Origin of the sequence: Thalassotalea sp. Sam97, assembly GCF_041379765.1 — a bacterium.
GTDB lineage: Bacteria > Pseudomonadota > Gammaproteobacteria > Enterobacterales > Alteromonadaceae > Thalassotalea_A > Thalassotalea_A maritima.
The window spans coordinates 1,771,782-1,789,508 of record NZ_CP166919.1 but is presented as its reverse complement, the minus strand read 5'-3'; the positions used below and the strand labels follow the sequence as shown (position 1 = coordinate 1,789,508).

Below are 17,727 nucleotides of genomic sequence, written 5' to 3'. Positions count from 1 at the left end.
GCGTAATGAAGAATATAATCTTGGCAATGGTACTCACTTTATGTACAACGAGCTTTGCATCGGCTTCTGACAGCTGCTCCCTTGCGGTATCTGATAATGGAGCAGATATTAAAATATATAATAAAGAAGGGCTATATTTGGGGTATGTTAGCCCAAATCGTGATGGCAGTTGGTTCGTATGGATAGCGGGTAAGGGCGCCCTAAATGAGCAGTTTGCTGATAGGGAGTGGGCTATTTCGACGGTATGCTCGTCACACACCCCTAACGAAGATCCCGAACACTGATGCGATAGCCTTTTGTTGTTTGCACATCCGTATCCCCTTTACGATGTGAAAATGTGGTTGCTATATTGGCTATTCCGTGTTGAGTAATTGTCTATTTTTAGTCACATAAAGTCGTATAAAAGATCATGAGTAGACGATTGAATACATGAAGTCATGCGAGTTATATGGTATAGGAAATTTGTGTTTTTAATTACGTGGCTCAGGCTCTGAGCCACGTAATTAAAAAATAACGAGTTTTCAAGCTGAGTGCTCAAATTAAGTTTTCGCCATATCTGAGCTTAATTGTTTAGGTGGTTAAAAATTTTTGCCGCGATATCAATGTTGTCTTGATGGCCGATGAAAGTATGTGCACCAGGGCCAAATGCGAAAACCGGCACATCGACCGCAGTATGGCCGGAGGTGGTCCACCCCGCGTTAGTACGATTGTCTATAACTTCTTTAATGAAATTATAATAACGATCACTAAGATCACGTTGTTGTTTTTCGCTTGGCCATTGTTGTTGCTGGGCTTGCTGTTGGTTTTCAAGTTGTAGCGTGGGCAGGTGATTACGTTCACTGTCATCCAAAGTAAAACCAAGTTTTTGCTGTAAGATATCGTTATCGATACTGTTATTTGCCAGTTGATTTGCTAACGATTTAGGGCTTGCAGTGATGTTATTGAGGTAATGAGGCTTAAATTGGTAACGACCATTTGCCGCGATACTAAAGCCACCTGTTTCATGGTCGGCCGTCATTATCACTAAGGTATCATTATCCTGTTGGCTGTATTGATATAAGTACTCCATGGTTAATGCCAAATCATGCATTTCACCCATCGCATAGGCAATATCATTTGCGTGACCACCCCAGTCAACTTGTGATGCTTCAATTACGAGAAAGAAGCCTTGCTCGTTCTGAAGGGCAGTTATCGCTGCTTTACTCATCTCTAATAACGGATTTTTAACGGGACTATTGATATTTGGCTTTAGGGCAATCGGCGCAAACAACCCCAATAATTTCTCGTTGTTTGTAACCGTATTCAATTGTTGTAAGTTGGTTAAATGGCGATAGTCGTGTTGCATAAACGCTTCAACAAGATTTCGGTCTTGGCGAATAAAATAATCACTACCCCCACCTAACATAACATCTGCTTTGAGTTGACCGTTGACTCGTAAGTCAAAAAAATCATCGGCGATGGCGTTGTAATTGCGTCGACTGTCATTTTTCGCAATATAGGATGCCGGGGTTGCGTGAACAATTTGCGATGTGGCGACAACCCCCGTTTTCATATTCAGGGATTTTGCTACTTCCAATACGGTGGGCAGGGGTTGGCCGTTAATATCCACACCTATTGCACCATTGAATGTTTTTACGCCTGTCGCAAGAGAGGTTGCGCTTGCGGCCGAGTCGGTGACGTAAACCTTGTCTTTTGCACGTTCAGTCGATGATGACGTTTTGCTGTCCGCTAATGGGTAGGTACTGGAACTGCCAACTAATGTGCGATCAAAGATGGTTGTTTCAACATGCTCTGTAGTGGGGTTATCTTGCCAGTATCGATAAGCAACCGGATAGGCGTAGCCCATGCCATCAGCGACGACCATAATAATGTTTTTCGGCTTAATGCTGCTCGCGATAGTCACAGACGTTGCCGATGAGGCGCTTGGGTTGTCTTGTTCTTGGCCTTGCTTGTGATTTTGTTCTGCACCGTTGCAGCCAACAACAAGTAGGCTGGCGGTAATCACACTAACTAATTTTTTCACGTACTAACTCTGTTTTGTTTTTATTGTGAGTCAGATATTAACATATCAATATTTATTTCGTCAGTGCGCAGAGCAATAGGCTGTTTATGTGTTGCCGTTATGAGCTTTTCTGTAGCTTATTCGGATTTTTCCCAAACGGCCGCTTTAAAATGACGTCGGCATAATGCTTCGTACATATCGTTACCACCGATTTGCACTTTACTGCCCTCAAGGACAACTTGACCATTTTCATCACGGCGAATAACGAAATTGGCTTTTTTGCCACAATGACAAACAGTTTTCAGCTCAATAAGTTTATCTGCCCATGCCAATAGTGCGGCACTGCCGTCAAAAGTTTGGCCAAGAAAATCGGTGCGGATCCCGTAAGCCAGTACCGGAATATTAAGATAATCAACAATATCTGAAAGCTGTTTTACTTGCTGCTTAGATAAAAATTGTGATTCATCAATTAAAATACAATGAACAGGCTGTTTTGTGTGTGATCTATCGACAACCTGATATAGGTTGGTTTGCTCGTCAAATACTAAGGCATCAGAGCTTAAACCGATACGAGAACTGACTTTGCCTTGCGCTAGTCTGTCGTCTATTTTTGCGGTAAAGATCAGGGCGTTCATCCCACGTTCTTGGTAGTTGTACGCCGATTGTAACAGTGACGTCGACTTACCAGCGTTCATGGTCGAATAATAAAAGTATAGTTGTGCCATAGCCTTGTGCGGTTGCGCTTATGAAAAGTAAGCCCGCATTGTAGCGGGCTTAGATAAGTTTTGACAGTCATTGTTACCAAGGTCTGTCATCTGTTAATGTGATAACGGAGTTTACCTTGTGATGACGGCTGTCTTATGCAATGTTGCGCTTTTAGTAGCCTTGGCTTTCTTTGATCTCACTGTGTCCTAAGGTTGCCAATAAGTTGTTTAACAGGCTACTCGCACCAAAGCGAAATTTACCAGCTTGCAACCAGTCATCACCTAATATTTCACGGGCCATATCTAAATAGATTTTTGCTTCTTCGGTTGTCCGTACGCCACCAGCAGGTTTAAAACCCACGCTTGGCTTATTGTCGGCGATGGCTTGCATCATGATGCGAGCAGCTTCTGGTGTGGCATTAACAGGTACTTTACCTGTAGAGGTCTTAATAAAATCAGCACCGGCGTTAATTGAGATTTCGCTGGCTTTTTTGATCAGATCAGGATCCTTTAATTCACCCGTTTCAATAATGACTTTTAAAATAACATTGTCAGGGCATGCTTGTTTACAGGCTTTTACGAGATCGAAACCGATTTGCTCATCACCGGCCATAAACGCACGATATGGAAATACCACATCCACTTCATCCGCACCGTAGACGACAGCCGCCTTGGTTTCGGTAACAGCGATATCGATATCATCGTTACCATGAGGGAAGTTAGTCACTGTGGCAATTTTAATACCTGTGCCGGCTAAGTTTTTCTTTGCGGCCGGAATAAAACGAGGGTAAATACAGATAGCGGCTGTATTACCTGCAGGTGTGCGAGCTTGCTGACAAAGATTGGCGACAATCTCATCGGTATCGGTATCATTTAATGTGGTTAAGTCCATGTAGCTAATTGCTTGTTTGGCTATATCTTGCATTGTTTGCTCAGTCATATACACCTCAAAAAAAGAAACCCCGTCCAAGGACGGGGTTTGTATTTAATTAGGCTAGTGAAATAAACACACCAGCGATTGCAGCACTCATTAAGTTTGCTAGGGTTGCAGCAAATACGGCTTTCATACCCATTTGCGCGATATCGTGACGACGATTTGGTGCTAGAGTACCTAGACCACCGAGTAATATCGCAATTGACGATAAGTTTGCAAAACCACACAGAGCAAAAGTGATGATGGCTTGTGTACCTGCGCTTAAGTCTGCTTTGTATTTAATAAAGTCAACATAAGCAACAAACTCGTTTACAACAATCTTCTGGCCAAGGAAGCTACCGGCTCTGAATGCTTCATCCCATGGAACACCCAAGATCCACGCAACCGGTTGCAGCACATAACCTAAGATCATTTCTAAAGTTAAGTTTTCAGCACCAAAGAAGCCACCAACCCAGCCGATAAGACCGTTTAACAAGGCAATAAGAGCGACGAATGCCATTAACATCGCACCAACGTTTAGCGCTAACATCATACCTTTAGAGGCACCTTCAGCGGCTGCGTCGATTACGTTAACAGGTTTCTTGTCTAACTCAACTTCATCAAGCTCAGATAGTTCATTCTTTGGCTCGCCAGTCTCAGGCATGATAAGTTTTGCCATTAGTAGACCGCCAGGAGCCGCCATGAACGATGCAGCGATCAAATATTTTAGCTCTACGCCCATACCGGCGTAACCAACCAATACAGCACCAGCAACGGATGCTAAGCCACCGGTCATAACCGCGAATAATTCAGAGCGAGTCATGGTTGGTAAGAACGGACGAACCACAAGTGGCGCTTCTGTTTGACCAACGAAAATGTTCGCTGTCGCTGATAATGACTCTGGGTCCGATGTTTTCAAAAGTTTAGCTAGCGCGCCACCTAATACGGTTACGATTTTATCCATGATGCCGAGGTAGTAAAGCACGGCTATCAAAGATGAAAAGAACACAATTACCGGTAGAACGCGGATCGCAAATACAAAGCCTACGCCATTGGCGAACATCGCATCAGTACCTAAGCCACCAAATAGGAAGGCGATACCGGCGGCAGAATAGTCGATAATACTACCGACAGCACCAGATACGGCTTCCAGTATGCCACGTCCTGTGTCACTGTATAAAACAAGAGCAGCTAACGTTATTTGAATCGCTAATGCACCAATAACGGTACGCCAATTGATGTTCTTTTTGTTGGAGCTTGCTAAAAACGCAACGGCCAAAATGACCACCACCCCTAAAACACCACGTAATGTATCAAAATCCATAATTGCACCTATGGGTTGTTAAACACAAATGTTTAATTCGCAAGTTCGCGAATTTTTGACTTAATTAACTCGAGCGCCATACGATTACGGCCCCCTTTGGTTATTACGATATCAGCGTGCTCTTTTGATGGCTCGATGTATCGGTAATACATTGGTCGCACAGTTTTCTGGTATTGATTGACCACAGAATCGAGATCGCGACCTCGCTCTTCGAGGTCACGTTTAATGCGACGAATTAGACACACATCCAAAGGTGTGTCCATGAAAATATTAATATCAAAACGATTACGTAACTGCTTATCAGTAAGCAGTAAGATCCCCTCAACCAACACCACTTTTGCTGGGTTTACGATTTCAACTTCTTTACTACGGGTGTGACGTTTGTAATCATACGTCGGTACTTCAATTGAATGACCTTCACTGAGTTGAAACAAGTGATGAGCTAATAATTCGTGCTCAAATGCTTTGGGGTGGTCATAGTTGGTTTTGACACGTTCTTCCATCGAAAGGTGATTTTGACAGCGATAATATGAGTCTTCTTTGATGATCGTCATTGAGCTTGTACCAAGCTCTTCGGTTAGCTCATTGTAAATGGTTTCAGCAAATAAAGATTTGCCGGATGCAGATGCGCCAACGATTGCAATAATGGTCAAATTGTTGATAGACACCACAGAATCTCAAATGTTTTCGTATGAAGAAAGTATTGCTTATTTTGGCTTAAAAACTAGTAATAGTGGAGGAAAAAGTCTTTTTCCGTACGATTTAACATAAGCTTCTATACTAAAGTTACAAACTGGTAAATGTCGTTGCGCGGCTTTGTTAAAAAGTTTTAACGACGCGACAAATATAAGGGGATATCATGACACGTGCATTAATTTTGGTCGTTGATGGTTTTGGTCTTGGGGCAGCTCCCGATGCCGAAAAGTTCGGTGATGTAGGCAGTAATACATTCGCGAATTTAGCGGATGAGTTTTATAAAGACTCAGGACGTAAACTCAATTTACCAACATTATCCAAACTTGGTTTGATCAATGCAGCTATCGCTGCTGGAAAACAAGCACCTGCCGTAAACTGTGTTAGACCAGTAACCGGCGCTTACGGTTATGCCGCAGAAATTAGCTCAGGCAAAGATACCCCTAGTGGTCACTGGGAAATGATGGGGGTGCCCGTGCTGTTTGAGTGGGGGTACTTTAGGGATAAAGAAAACTCGTTTCCAGAAGATTTATTGCAAAAAATTTACGACAAAACCGGTATTAACGGTTGTCTTGGTAATTGTCATGCGTCGGGAACAACGATTATTGCCAATTTAGGCGAGGAGCATATGAGCAGTGGTGTACCAATTTGTTATACCTCTGCTGATAGCGTCTTTCAAATTGCCGCTCACGAAGAGTCATTTGGCCTCGATAACCTGTATACGTATTGTGAACAAGTTAGGGAGTTGCTGACTGAGTTGGATCTCAACATTGGTAGAGTGATCGCTAGACCGTTTGTTGGTAGCAATAGTAGTGATTTTCAACGAACAGGCAATCGTCGCGACTACTCAATCTTGCCCCCGTCGCCAACAGTGCTGGATAAAATTGTCGATAGTGGCGGTAAGGTGGTCAGCGTTGGCAAAATCGCCGATATTTTTGCGCATCAAGGGATCAGTGAAAAGTTTAAGGCAACCGGTCTGGAAGATTTGGTGAATACCAGTATTGAACAACTCATATCACAACCGGATAACACGTTAATTTTCACTAATTTAGTGAATTTTGACCAAGACTATGGTCATCGCCGCGATCCTGTTGGGTATGGTAAGGCCTTAGAGTATTTAGATACTCGATTAACCGATATTGGTGATAAATTAACGGATGATGATTATGTGTTTTTAACGGCTGATCATGGCTGTGATCCAACTTGGCACGGCTCGGATCATACACGTGAATATGTACCGGTGATGGCTTATAAACGGAATATGCCATCCATTGATTTAGGTGAGAGGGATACCTTTGCCGATATTGGTGCGACAATAGCTGAGTTGTTTGGCGTTGACGCACCTGAATATGGCACCTCGTTCGCATCCAAACTTGGCTAACCGCTGTTTACATAACCTGGAGAATTGGTGTTTTCGAAATAAATACACATCAATTAATGTACAAGCCTTGGATTGCCAAGAAACTACTCGATACTGCAAATGCTATAAAAACAAAGCCGGTTATTTAACCGGCTTTGTTTATAAGGGCTTAGACTCACTTAACGTTGAAAGTCTACTTATTAACCTTAATTTTTGATGCTTTGCTTGAATCGTTACTCTAGTAATAACGATTCAAGGGTCATGATCATCATTTCTTTGAATGTGGTTTGTCGCTCTGCCGCTGAAAGTTCTTCACCACGAATGATATGATCGCTTACTGTTGCAACACACAGGGCTTTTTTACCATATTCTGCAGCTGCGCCGTATAAGCCTGCGCCTTCCATTTCAACCCCGAGAATACCGAGTTTTGCCATGGTATGGAAAAACTCAAAATTTGGCGCATAAAATAGATCGGCACTGAAAATATTACCCACTTTAACATCGATGTTATGATTTTGGGCTGCTTGAACAACATTTTTGAGTAGGCCATAGTCCGCAACCGCGGCAAAGTCGTGATCATTAAAACGCATGCGATTACACTTAGAATCGGTACTCGCGCCCATACCAATAATCACGTCTCGTACATTGACGTCATCTCGTACTGCGCCGCAACTCCCAATACGGATAATATTCTCAACATCATAAAATTTGTATAGCTCTGTTGCGTAGATCGATGCCGATGGAATACCCATACCAGAGCCCATAACAGAAACGCGTTTGCCTTTGTACGTGCCGGTAAAACCAAGCATGTTGCGCACGCCATTAAATTGCACAACGTCTTCTAAGAAGTTATCGGCAATAAATTTAGCTCGTAGCGGATCCCCTGGTAACAGTACGGTTTCTGCAATGTCACCTTTGCTTGCTTCAATATGTGGTGTGGCCATAGTAGATTCCTAATTGATGTGTATTAAATGGTTTGTTTATTGTGCAGCAGTTGCTTTCGTTCATAGTCAGAAAGAAACGCTGCGGCTAAAGAGTTAAGTTGTAATTGGCGAAGTTCACTATCGGTCAATCCAAGGTGTTGCCTTGCCATGTCGTACTCGTGGGCAAGTTCAATCCCCTCGACACCGGGATCATCAGTATTGAGACAAACTTTGATATCGTTATTGATGAATGTGTGTATCGGATGATCAGCAATGCTCCGAATAGTGCCGGTTTGATAATTTGATGTGAGACACACTTCAAGACATATATTATTTTTTGCTAAATAAGCCATAAGCTTAGGATCTTTATAGCTATTAACACCATGGCCAATTCGCTCAGCACCCAGCATTTCAATGGCTTTCCATACACTTTGTGGGCCATCGGCTTCACCAGCGTGGATAGTCACATTGAGATTGGCGTTAGCAACTTGTTTAAAGTGTTCAACAAAACACTCTGCTGGTTGATTTAACTCATCTCCAGCAAGATCTATGGCAACTAACTTGTCTTTGTGAGCGAGCAGGGCATCCAGCTCCAATTGACAATGGTGAGTACCAAAAGTTCGTGACAAAATGCCAATTAGATTCACGTTCACAGTAAAGTCTTTGCGAGCAAGATCTACGCCATCGATAATCGCGGCGACAACATCTTGGGTGTTTAGCTTGTGAGTCATGCCCATATAATGAGGGGAAAAACGTAACTCAGCGTAGTCAATGCCAGCTTTGGTTAAATCTTCAACATTTTCGTATGCGACTTGTTTTACGTCATCGAGAGTCTTTAAGACTTTAACACCCCAATCTAATTTTTTTAAAAATTCCAGTAAATCATTGGCTTTATCTTCAATGGTGATATGCGGCATTAGCGCATCAAGATTATCAGCAGGTAACGCTATTCCGTTTTTATGGGCAAGATCCCATATGGTGTTCGGGCGAATATTGCCGTCGAGATGTCGATGCAGATCAATTAGAGGCAAATCTTTTGCAGGCATAGCTCGCATGGTATTGTTAATGGATTTTGTGTTTTAACTATAGGTCAGATTTGCTCGTTTACAGTAGTTTTATGACGAGAATGTTCATTTTCTAAAAGTCTTTTTATGGGCTAAATGATTCTGTTGCGAGATAGTATGCGGATATCATTGATTACAGGTAATGCAATTAGAGTATTTACTGAAAAATTGCGTTGCATTTATTACAAAGCTTGTTAGATTAGGAATATTCTTTACTTCAATAATAATAATTATGCTACACCAAACCGATGACGTTAGAATTTCACGTCTTAAAGAACTTCTCCCACCCGTTGCATTACTTGAACGTTATCGTAATAACGAAAAAATTTCTGAAAGTGTGTTTCAGGCACGCCAAGCGATTAGCGACATTTTGAATAACAAAGACGACCGCCTATTGGTTGTTATCGGTCCTTGTTCGATTCACGATCCGATTGCTGCGTTGGAATATGGCTCGCGCTTAAATAAATTGCGCAATAAGTACAAAGATAGTTTAGAAATCGTTATGCGAGTGTACTTTGAAAAACCACGTACTACGGTCGGCTGGAAAGGGCTGATTAATGATCCAAATTTAGACGGTAGTTTTAAAATAAACGAAGGTCTGCGCAAAGGCCGTAAGTTACTGCTCGATTTGAATGATATGGGCTTACCAACTGCTGGCGAATATTTAGATATGATCACCCCGCAGTACATGGCTGATTTAATGTGCTGGGGAGCGATTGGCGCGCGTACAACAGAATCGCAAGTGCATCGCGAGTTAGCATCAGGCTTGTCGTGTCCAGTTGGTTTTAAAAATGGTACCGACGGCACGATAAAGATTGCTATCGACGCAATTGGGGCGGCGAGTGCACCGCATCATTTCTTGTCGGTGACCAAACTTGGCCATTCAGCGATTGTTGAAACTAAAGGTAATAGTGACTGTCATATTATCTTGCGTGGTGGCAAGGAGCCTAATTACAGCAAAGAGCATGTTAATAAAATTACTGAACAACTGAGTAAAGCTGGGCTTTCTGAGAAGGTTATGGTCGATTTTAGTCATGCGAATTCAAACAAGAAGTTTGAAAATCAAATGTTAGTTTGTGATGATATTTGCCAACAAATCAAAGACGGTAACCAGTCCATTTTTGGTGTGATGGTCGAGAGTCATTTAGTGGAAGGTCGCCAAGATTTGGTCGATAATAAAGCGCTGACATACGGTCAAAGTATTACTGATGCGTGTATTGGTTGGCAAGATACTGAAGTGTTATTAGAAAAACTCGCGCAAGCAAGTGCTTGTCGTATCAATAAGTAAGGCAATTATGGTTACCATTGATAAATACAGTTTAAATTTAACAGATACGCAACGTTATGAGTTGTTCATGCAACAATTGATGACCGAGCGTGAAGCGTGGATATTAACGGATGAGCATGGCGCTGTTATGTTAACCGAAGAAGGGGAAGACTTGGTCCCTTTTTGGCCGACAAAAGAAACAGCACAAGGTTGGGCAACCGATGAATGGGATCATTGTCAGCCACTTAAGTTGACATTGGACGAAATTCAACAACGCTGGTTACCGGGCATGGAAGAGGATGATCTTTGTTTGATTATTTTCCCTAATCAAAATTTAACAGGACAGTTACTTTACCCGTGGCAATTTGCCGATGCCATCAACAAAAAATTGGCGAAACTTGCCCGTAAAAATTAATCATATCAGTGACAGCGTCTACACTCTAGTTATCATACCTAGCAATGGAGATAACAATGACAGACGCTGTGTTTCATTTAGGTGTTAGCCAAAAAGATATTGATGGTGCAACACTCGCTATTCTTCCCGGTGATCCTAATCGCGTCGAACGTATCGCTTCTTATTTAGATGATCCTCAATTTATCATTGCTCAGCGTGAATATACCTTGTACAAGGGTAGCTTAGATGGCAAAGCTGTGGTGGTTTGCTCGACAGGTATCGGTGGCCCATCAACATCCATTGCCGTGGAGGAACTTGCGCAAATTGGTGTGCGTTCATTTCTGCGTATTGGTACAACAGGGGCTATTCAGCCCGAGATTAACGTTGGAGATATTATCGTCACCACAGGCTCCGTCAGGCTCGATGGCGCCAGTCAACACTTTGCTCCATTGGAGTTTCCCGCCGTTGCGGATTTTTATATTTGTCAGCATATGATAACGGCGGCAAAGCAACAGGCCGATGTGCATGTTGGTGTTACCGCATCAAGCGATACCTTTTATCCAGGACAAGAACGTTACGATACGTTTTCGGGGCGCGTGCTCAGTCGTTTTGTCGGCTCAGCCAAAGAATGGCAAGCGATGGGGGTGCTTAACTATGAAATGGAATCCGCCACCTTGTTGACCATGTGCGCTAGCTCTGGACTCAAGGCAGGTTGTTTAGCTGGCGTTATTGTTAATCGTCACCGTGGTGAAATACCGGATCATGAAACGCATAAGTTAGTGGAAAAACGTTCCATTTCTGCCGTTGTTGAAGCGGCAAGGTTGACGTTAAAAGACAGTGATTAGCGTCTTAGCGCGTTGCGTTAACCAAGCTTAATGCTTAGCAATTCTGGCATAGCACGTTACTTTGCTTTGCGCGCCATGTAGAACATATGTTTTTATCTTGATCACTAAAATCTAACGCGGCATTAAACGGCCGCGTTTTTTTATTATCTCCTACGATTATGGACGGATAAACTTAAACCATAAACGGCCCATGATATACGGCAACCTCTTTTGAGACGCTTGATTTGATAAACATACAAAACTATACTGTATAAATATACAGTTGGTGTGGTTATGAACAATATAATAGAACGTCTTAAAGAAAAGCAGCTACTTTGGTCAGCCAAAAAAGAACCATTATTGGCAACTGATTTACAATCAACAGGCTATGTTGAGCTTGATCGGCAATTAGGTGGTGGCTTTGTTAAATCTGGTGTCATTGAGCTGATATCTCCTCGAGGTATTGGCGAGCTACGTTTGTTGATGCCCTTATGGCAACAAGCACAAAATGAACAGCTATTAGTATATATAAACTCGCCAGGCATCTTAAATGCCGGTTTGTTAGAGCAAGCGGGTATTGATTTAGAGCGTATATTGTCTATTCATGTTGATGAACACCATCAAGCTATGTGGGCGGCAGAGCAATGTTTAAAAAGTGGCTGTTGCTCTGATGTTTTACTTTGGCATGAACAAGCTATCCAGATCCATCAGTTAAAGCGTTTGCAAATGGCTGCAGAAGAAGGCGGTTGTCGGCAACTTATTTTGCGCACCTCAAAGCAAGACAATATCGCGTTACCCGTTGACTTGAGCCTGTCTTTGTTTGCGCATCGCCAGGGTTTGCAAGTAGTGATTAATAAACGTAAACGAGGTTGGCCGTCGGCGCCATTTATCGTCAATATGGCGCATTATTGGCCACATTTATGTAAGCCGGTTGAGCAAAACAATATTGTTTATTTTCCAGATCTAAAAAAAATCGTGTCATGACGCTTTGGTTGTATTTACATTTCCCTAGTTTACAGCTCGATAGCTTATATGCGAATAACGAGCAAACGCCGATTATTATTGTTGATGAAAAAAAATATCATGTGTTACAAGCAAATAATATGGCACATGAGAAGGGCATTCAACTGGGGATGGGGCTAGGCAGTGCCGCTACTTTAGCGCAAAATCTCCAAGTAATCCCTTATAATCGAGATCTTGAGTATCAACGTTTAACACGAATTGCTCGTTGGCTGTATTTATTGAGTGCTGATATTTGTGTATATCCTCCTGATGGCATTTTACTGAAAGTCTCCAATATGTTGACCTTATATCATGATTTGGCACGCTACTGGGAAGCTATATCTGAGCATTTAGAGGCAATGAGCGTTCGTTTTCACTATGCCTGTGGCTATTCGGTATACAGCGCTATCTTGCTAGCGAAACATAATGCCGCTTTAATCAGTGATGATAAACATCTCATTGAACAAAAATTGGCACAACTACCATTAACCCTCACTGGGTTAGCGAGTTCCACATTACAGTCCTTGCAACGGCTGGGTATTTCCCATATGTCTCAACTGCTGGGTCTGTCTTTAAGCGAAATAGCCAAGCGCTTTGATATCGAACTCGTTAATTATATTGGTCAATTGACAGGACAGTTACAACATCCGGTCACGTTTTATCACCCAGATGAAACGTTTCAACATCATCTTGATTTATGGTTTGAGGTAACAAATTGTCAACGTTTACAAAAGCCGCTAGAAAAAGTCTACCGGCTTTTACAACGCTTTTTGTCATTGCGTGATCAATGCTGTCATCAGTTGCAACTGATGCTACATTTTCGCGATGTTGAGCACCCCCCTTTATGTATTGATATTCACAGTGCTAAGGGGGAGTATCGCGCTGACAAATGGTTAGCCTTAAGTGAGTTACGACTGCAATCCGTGTATTTGCCTGCGCCCATTATTGCGATTGAGGTGCGAGTATTACAGGTGCATGGCAATGATTACCAAGTAATGGATTTACTTCAACACAAACACGCTAGTGTATCTGTTGCTGACTTGGTATCTAGATTGTCGGCAAAACTTGGGCAGGCTAGTGTACGCGGGATAAACGTTGTCGATGATCATCGTCCAGAGCAGGCATTACAATATGGTGAGCCATTGCAACGAACTAACTCATTAACTCACCATAATGTCCCGCAAGGTATCAAGAAAAGTAACAAACCTCAGCTTTCACAGACAACAATATTACCGCAATTGGATGCCAGCTTACGCCCCTTATTGTTACTTAATAGCCCTTTACCTCTGCACGAGCATGTCAGTATTGAGCATGGCCCAGAACGCATTGTCAGTGGTTGGTGGGATGATGATATGGTGTGTCGGGATTATTTCGTCGCTGTAACCTGCAAAGGTCAGTGGTTGTGGGTATATCGTACGCCAGAGCATGAATGGTTTGTGCATGGAGTGTTTAGCTAATGGGGTATGCTGAACTTTTTTGTCAAAGTAATTTCTCTTTTTTGCAAGGCGCATCACATCCCCAAGAGTTGATCGTTAAAGCGAGCTCAATAGGCTATCAAGCATTAGCGATAACCGACGAATGTTCGATTGCTGGTGTGGTTCGTGCGTATAGTGAAATCAAAACACAAAAACTTGATATTAAGCTTATCGTTGGTAGCTTGTTTTGTATGCCAACGTTACGTATTGTCATGCTTGCTCCGGATCGTAAAGCTTATGCTGAACTATGCCGTGTTATCACGAATGCTCGGCGCCGCAGTGAAAAAGGTGGGTATCAGTTATCTGAATGGGACCTTATGTCGGTGAAGCATTGCTTAGTCCTATGGTTACCTGAGCAGCACGAGCAAGATAATCATTGGGGGCCATGGCTTAAAAAATATCATCAAGATCGATTATGGATTGGCTTTACGCGACATTTGCAATCACAAGATGGGCAATATCGACGCTATTGTCAGCAATTAAGCGAGCAACTTTCTTTGCCCATTACAGCGTGTGGTGGTGTTTTGATGCATTGTCCATCACGTTTAAAACTACAGCACACATTATCTGCCATTGCAGCTGGAAACACGGTGCAACAACTTGGCCAAAAGTTACAAGCTAATGCCGAGCGAAGCTTACGAAGTGAAGATAAATTACAAAAACTTTTCCCTAAAGCTTGGTTAGATGAATCCCTAAATATAGCTGGTTTATGTCATTTTGATTTAGCGAGTTTACGTTACGAGTATCCTAACGAGTTGGTGCCAAAGAACTTAACGGCGATGCAATACTTACGTAAACTAACGGAGCAAGGTGCGAATGTTCGTTTTCCTGATGGCGTACCTGACACCATTCAAGCGATTATCGACAAAGAATTAAGTTTAATTGAAGAGTTGGATTACGCCTATTTCTTTTTAACCATTCATGATGTTGTGCAATTTGCTCAGCAGCAAGGGATCCTTTATCAAGGTCGAGGCTCTGCAGCTAATTCGGTGGTGTGTTATTGTTTGCAGATCACCGCCGTTGATCCTCGGCAAATATCAGTTTTATTTGAACGTTTTATATCGAAAGAACGTAATGAACCTCCGGATATTGATGTCGATTTTGAACATCAACGGCGTGAAGAAGTTATTCAATATATTTACCAAAAGTATGGTCGTGAGCGAACTGCGATTGCGGCGACGGTTATCAGCTATCGATTAAAAAGTGCGATTCGTGATGTCGGTAAAGCCCTTGGTATGCACAATACACAACTGGAGTTTTTTATCAAAAACATCAATCGCCGTGATAAATCTCAGCCCTGGAAAAACCAGCTTATCGAGTTAGGCCTTGAGCCAAATAGTAAGCAGAGTCATAACTTTATCACCTTGGTGGAAGATATTTTATCGTTTCCGCGACATTTATCACAGCATGTCGGTGGTTTTGTCATCTCTGCCGGACCGTTATATGAATTAGTCCCTGTCGAAAATGCTGCTATGGCAGAGCGCACGGTCATTCAATGGGATAAAGATGACTTAGAAACCTTAGGATTACTCAAGGTGGATATTTTAGCCTTAGGTATGTTAAGTGCTATTCAAAAGTGCTTTGCCATGATTGCTAAACATTATAATCGTCAACTCTCTATAGCCGATATCACCCGTATGGCGGATGATGAAAACGTGTATGCAATGTTACAAAAGGCAGATACGGTAGGTGTGTTTCAAATTGAGTCAAGAGCGCAAATGAGTATGCTACCAAGGCTTAAGCCTCGTACTTACTATGACTTGGTGATCCAAATAGCCATTGTTCGCCCAGGTCCCATACAAGGTGACATGGTTCATCCGTTTTTAAAGCGGCGAAATGGTCAAGAAGCCGTGCAATATCCTTCTTCAGAGGTTAAATCGGTGTTAGAGCGCACATTAGGTGTGCCAATTTTTCAAGAGCAAGTTATCAAACTTGCTATGGTAGCTGCTGGCTTTAGTGGCGGTGAAGCGGATCAGTTACGCCGGGCAATGGCGAATTGGAAGAAAACTGGCAAGCTTATGCCGTTTAAAGATAAGCTTATTACAGGCATGCTCAATAGGGGGTATCAACGTGCTTTTGCTGAACGCTTGTTTGAGCAAATCTGTGGTTTTGGAGAATATGGTTTTCCCGAAAGTCACTCCGCTTCATTCGCGGTTTTAGCGTATGTTTCTGCATGGCTTAAAACCTATTATCCAGCCGCCTTTTACACCGCTATTTTAAACAGTTTACCTATGGGGTTTTATAGTGCCTCGCAGTTAGTGCAAGATGCTAAGCGACATAATATAACCGTATTGCCCGTTTGCATCAATCAGTCCAATTATGAGCATGTTTTAGTAGAAAATAACCATAAAAAAGTAACGCGTAACCATTGTGGGCATGCTATTCAGTTAGGCTTTTGTTTGGTTAAAGGGCTTTCTAAACAAGGGATTAGTTGTATTTTGTCCGCTCGGCCACAACAGGGGTACAAGAGCATGCTGCAAATAAAAGCGTTGCGTTTAAATCAAGGTGATATGGAGAAATTGGCCAGCAGCGATGCTTTTAAATCTATCGCTGGTAATCGTTATCAAACCCGTTGGGCGATAATGAACAAAGATAATGAGTTACCGTTATTGGCAACGATGCAATTAGCAAAAAACAATCTCCTAGATAAAGACAAAGAAGAATATATTCAAGGTTGCCTTTTTGCCCCTGATGATATGGCCAATGTGATTGAAGATTATGCTTCAACAGGACTAACATTGAATAAACACCCGATCACCATATTGTCTGAATCTTATCCTTTTACACACGTTACGCGATCACAAAATTTACGTAGTAAAGCTCATAAATCCTTAGTTACCGTTGTTGGTTTGGTTACAGGCAAGCAATCGCCAGCAACTGCAAGCGGGGTGACATTTGTCACTTTGGAAGATGATACGGGTAATATCAATGTCGTGATTTGGTCTGCAACAGCAAGAGCACAGAAAAAAGCTTTCCTGCAGGGGAAGGTTTTACAGGTGAAAGGGGTACTAGAACGCGATGGCAATGTTATTCATGTTATTGCAGGGAAATTAACCGATATCAGCGACAAGTTAGTCATCAACTCATCATCTCGTGAGTTCCACTAAATAGCGTATGGTAGCGTATTCTTGGGTTGTCGATAACATCTAACTGGATTAAGGGGGAATGATGCAGCGTCATCGTTTAAAACGAAACAAAGCTTACCAGATAAAAAAAACGGGCATAAAAGATACCTATATTGATAAACAAATCCTCATATTGCACATTGCGATTGCTAACAAGCTATTAAACCATCCCGAGCTTATCGATAGCGTCAAGCAAACTTAGTGCATTACTTAGAAACGGGAAAAATACGCTATGGAGCCTACATCACTTGGCTAAGCATTTTAGAGCTAAAAGATGATCGCAAATTGTTCTTGCAAGAGATCAGTGCCGATACAGAAAAAATGCGACGCTACAGGCGCAAAACCCCTTTTGTTGGTATTTTAACGGAAGCCGAGCGGCAACAAGCCCTTTATAAAGATGCGATTGGTGATATTGATGACATTCGTTGTTTATTCTGATGGATCAATGTTTTTATAAGCCAAGGCTTTATAGGAAACTGTGTTATTAATAGAGGCCAACTTGATAGACATTGTTATAAATCACCGTGAGCAATGCTTCTTTCACTGTGTTGAATTCAGATAATAACTTAGATAGTAAGCTAGGCGAAAAAAAGGAGCTTATTAAGGCCATAGCCAAAGCTCCATTTATATCATTTGCGACATAACTTAGTCGTTATC

General features: G+C 42.2%; 16 protein-coding genes. 9 read left to right on the top strand and 7 right to left on the bottom strand.

The annotated features are described in order from the left end of the window. Positions 1 to 5 precede the first annotated feature (5 nt). A complete protein-coding gene (locus tag ACAX20_RS08040) occupies positions 6 to 284 on the top strand; it encodes a hypothetical protein (RefSeq protein WP_371185267.1) in 279 nt (92 codons plus the stop codon). 278 nt (positions 285 to 562) lie between these two features. Here ACAX20_RS08040 and ACAX20_RS08035 read toward each other — a convergent pair whose 3' ends face one another. From ACAX20_RS08035 to udk, 5 genes are all read right to left on the bottom strand, one after another. Then, positions 563 to 2,023, bottom strand: coding sequence for an alkaline phosphatase (locus tag ACAX20_RS08035; RefSeq protein WP_371185265.1), 1,461 nt, complete (start codon positions 2,021 to 2,023; stop codon positions 563 to 565). A gap of 116 nt (positions 2,024 to 2,139) precedes the next feature. After that, positions 2,140 to 2,727, bottom strand: coding sequence for a thymidine kinase (locus ACAX20_RS08030; RefSeq protein ID WP_371185263.1), 588 nt, complete (start codon positions 2,725 to 2,727; stop codon positions 2,140 to 2,142). A gap of 151 nt (positions 2,728 to 2,878) precedes the next feature. Beyond that, positions 2,879 to 3,631 (bottom strand): deoxyribose-phosphate aldolase, encoded by a 753-nt coding sequence (gene deoC, locus ACAX20_RS08025; RefSeq protein ID WP_371189617.1) that lies wholly within the window; start codon positions 3,629 to 3,631, stop codon positions 2,879 to 2,881. A 64-nt stretch (positions 3,632 to 3,695) separates the two neighbouring features. Further along, a complete protein-coding gene (locus ACAX20_RS08020) occupies positions 3,696 to 4,943 on the bottom strand; it encodes a NupC/NupG family nucleoside CNT transporter (protein WP_371185261.1) in 1,248 nt (415 codons plus the stop codon). A gap of 32 nt (positions 4,944 to 4,975) precedes the next feature. Next, positions 4,976 to 5,605 (bottom strand): uridine kinase, encoded by a 630-nt coding sequence (gene udk, locus ACAX20_RS08015; RefSeq protein WP_371189615.1) that lies wholly within the window; start codon positions 5,603 to 5,605, stop codon positions 4,976 to 4,978. Positions 5,606 to 5,802: 197 nt separating this feature from the next. Between udk and ACAX20_RS08010 the strand changes: the two genes are divergently transcribed. Then, positions 5,803 to 7,017, top strand: a complete 1,215-nt coding sequence (locus ACAX20_RS08010; RefSeq protein ID WP_371185259.1) for a phosphopentomutase — start codon at positions 5,803 to 5,805, stop codon at positions 7,015 to 7,017. Positions 7,018 to 7,229: 212 nt separating this feature from the next. Here the strand turns inward: ACAX20_RS08010 and deoD are convergent, their stop codons facing one another. Next, entirely contained in the window at positions 7,230 to 7,940 is a 711-nt protein-coding gene (gene deoD, locus ACAX20_RS08005; protein ID WP_371185257.1) for a purine-nucleoside phosphorylase, read from the bottom strand. A gap of 23 nt (positions 7,941 to 7,963) precedes the next feature. After that, entirely contained in the window at positions 7,964 to 8,965 is a 1,002-nt protein-coding gene (add, locus tag ACAX20_RS08000) for an adenosine deaminase (protein ID WP_371185255.1), read from the bottom strand. Between the two features lie 250 nt (positions 8,966 to 9,215). Between add and aroG the strand changes: the two genes are divergently transcribed. From aroG to ACAX20_RS07965, 7 genes are all read left to right on the top strand, one after another. Continuing rightward, the gene (gene aroG, locus ACAX20_RS07995) at positions 9,216 to 10,271 is read left to right on the top strand and encodes a 3-deoxy-7-phosphoheptulonate synthase AroG (protein WP_371185253.1); all 1,056 of its coding nucleotides are present in this window, start codon (positions 9,216 to 9,218) and stop codon (positions 10,269 to 10,271) included. A gap of 7 nt (positions 10,272 to 10,278) precedes the next feature. Then, on the top strand, positions 10,279 to 10,665 hold the full coding sequence (locus tag ACAX20_RS07990; protein WP_371185251.1) for a DUF2750 domain-containing protein: 387 nt from the start codon (positions 10,279 to 10,281) through the stop codon (positions 10,663 to 10,665). A gap of 56 nt (positions 10,666 to 10,721) precedes the next feature. Next, complete coding sequence (gene udp / locus ACAX20_RS07985; RefSeq protein WP_371185249.1) at positions 10,722 to 11,489, top strand: uridine phosphorylase; 768 nt, start codon at positions 10,722 to 10,724, stop codon at positions 11,487 to 11,489. Positions 11,490 to 11,762: 273 nt separating this feature from the next. Then, positions 11,763 to 12,452: a translesion DNA synthesis-associated protein ImuA gene (gene imuA, locus ACAX20_RS07980; protein WP_371185247.1), complete on the top strand. Its 690-nt coding sequence runs from the start codon at positions 11,763 to 11,765 to the stop codon at positions 12,450 to 12,452. Beyond that, a complete protein-coding gene (locus ACAX20_RS07975; protein WP_371185245.1) occupies positions 12,449 to 13,927 on the top strand; it encodes a DNA polymerase Y family protein in 1,479 nt (492 codons plus the stop codon). The genes imuA and ACAX20_RS07975 overlap by 4 nt, the downstream gene beginning before the upstream one ends. Further along, entirely contained in the window at positions 13,927 to 17,052 is a 3,126-nt protein-coding gene (locus ACAX20_RS07970) for an error-prone DNA polymerase (RefSeq protein ID WP_371185243.1), read from the top strand. Before ACAX20_RS07975 ends, ACAX20_RS07970 begins: the two co-directional genes overlap by 1 nt. A gap of 219 nt (positions 17,053 to 17,271) precedes the next feature. Then, on the top strand, positions 17,272 to 17,508 hold the full coding sequence (locus ACAX20_RS07965; RefSeq protein WP_371185241.1) for a hypothetical protein: 237 nt from the start codon (positions 17,272 to 17,274) through the stop codon (positions 17,506 to 17,508). Positions 17,509 to 17,727 lie beyond the last annotated feature (219 nt).

Excerpts from the sequence above, each read along its gene's own strand:
- deoC (WP_371189617.1), bottom strand. The coding sequence starts at position 3,631 with ATGCAAGATATAGCCAAACAAGCAATTAGCTACATGGACTTAACCACA.
- ACAX20_RS08010 (WP_371185259.1), top strand. The coding sequence starts at position 5,803 with ATGACACGTGCATTAATTTTGGTCGTTGATGGTTTTGGTCTTGGGGCA.
- ACAX20_RS07975 (WP_371185245.1), top strand. The coding sequence starts at position 12,449 with ATGACGCTTTGGTTGTATTTACATTTCCCTAGTTTACAGCTCGATAGC.
- ACAX20_RS07970 (WP_371185243.1), top strand. The coding sequence starts at position 13,927 with ATGGGGTATGCTGAACTTTTTTGTCAAAGTAATTTCTCTTTTTTGCAA.
- ACAX20_RS08020 (WP_371185261.1), bottom strand. The coding sequence starts at position 4,943 with ATGGATTTTGATACATTACGTGGTGTTTTAGGGGTGGTGGTCATTTTG.
- imuA (WP_371185247.1), top strand. The coding sequence starts at position 11,763 with ATGAACAATATAATAGAACGTCTTAAAGAAAAGCAGCTACTTTGGTCA.
- aroG (WP_371185253.1), top strand. The coding sequence starts at position 9,216 with ATGCTACACCAAACCGATGACGTTAGAATTTCACGTCTTAAAGAACTT.
- ACAX20_RS07990 (WP_371185251.1), top strand. The coding sequence starts at position 10,279 with ATGGTTACCATTGATAAATACAGTTTAAATTTAACAGATACGCAACGT.
- ACAX20_RS08040 (WP_371185267.1), top strand. The coding sequence starts at position 6 with ATGAAGAATATAATCTTGGCAATGGTACTCACTTTATGTACAACGAGC.
- add (WP_371185255.1), bottom strand. The coding sequence starts at position 8,965 with ATGCCTGCAAAAGATTTGCCTCTAATTGATCTGCATCGACATCTCGAC.
- udp (WP_371185249.1), top strand. The coding sequence starts at position 10,722 with ATGACAGACGCTGTGTTTCATTTAGGTGTTAGCCAAAAAGATATTGAT.
- deoD (WP_371185257.1), bottom strand. The coding sequence starts at position 7,940 with ATGGCCACACCACATATTGAAGCAAGCAAAGGTGACATTGCAGAAACC.
- ACAX20_RS08030 (WP_371185263.1), bottom strand. The coding sequence starts at position 2,727 with ATGGCACAACTATACTTTTATTATTCGACCATGAACGCTGGTAAGTCG.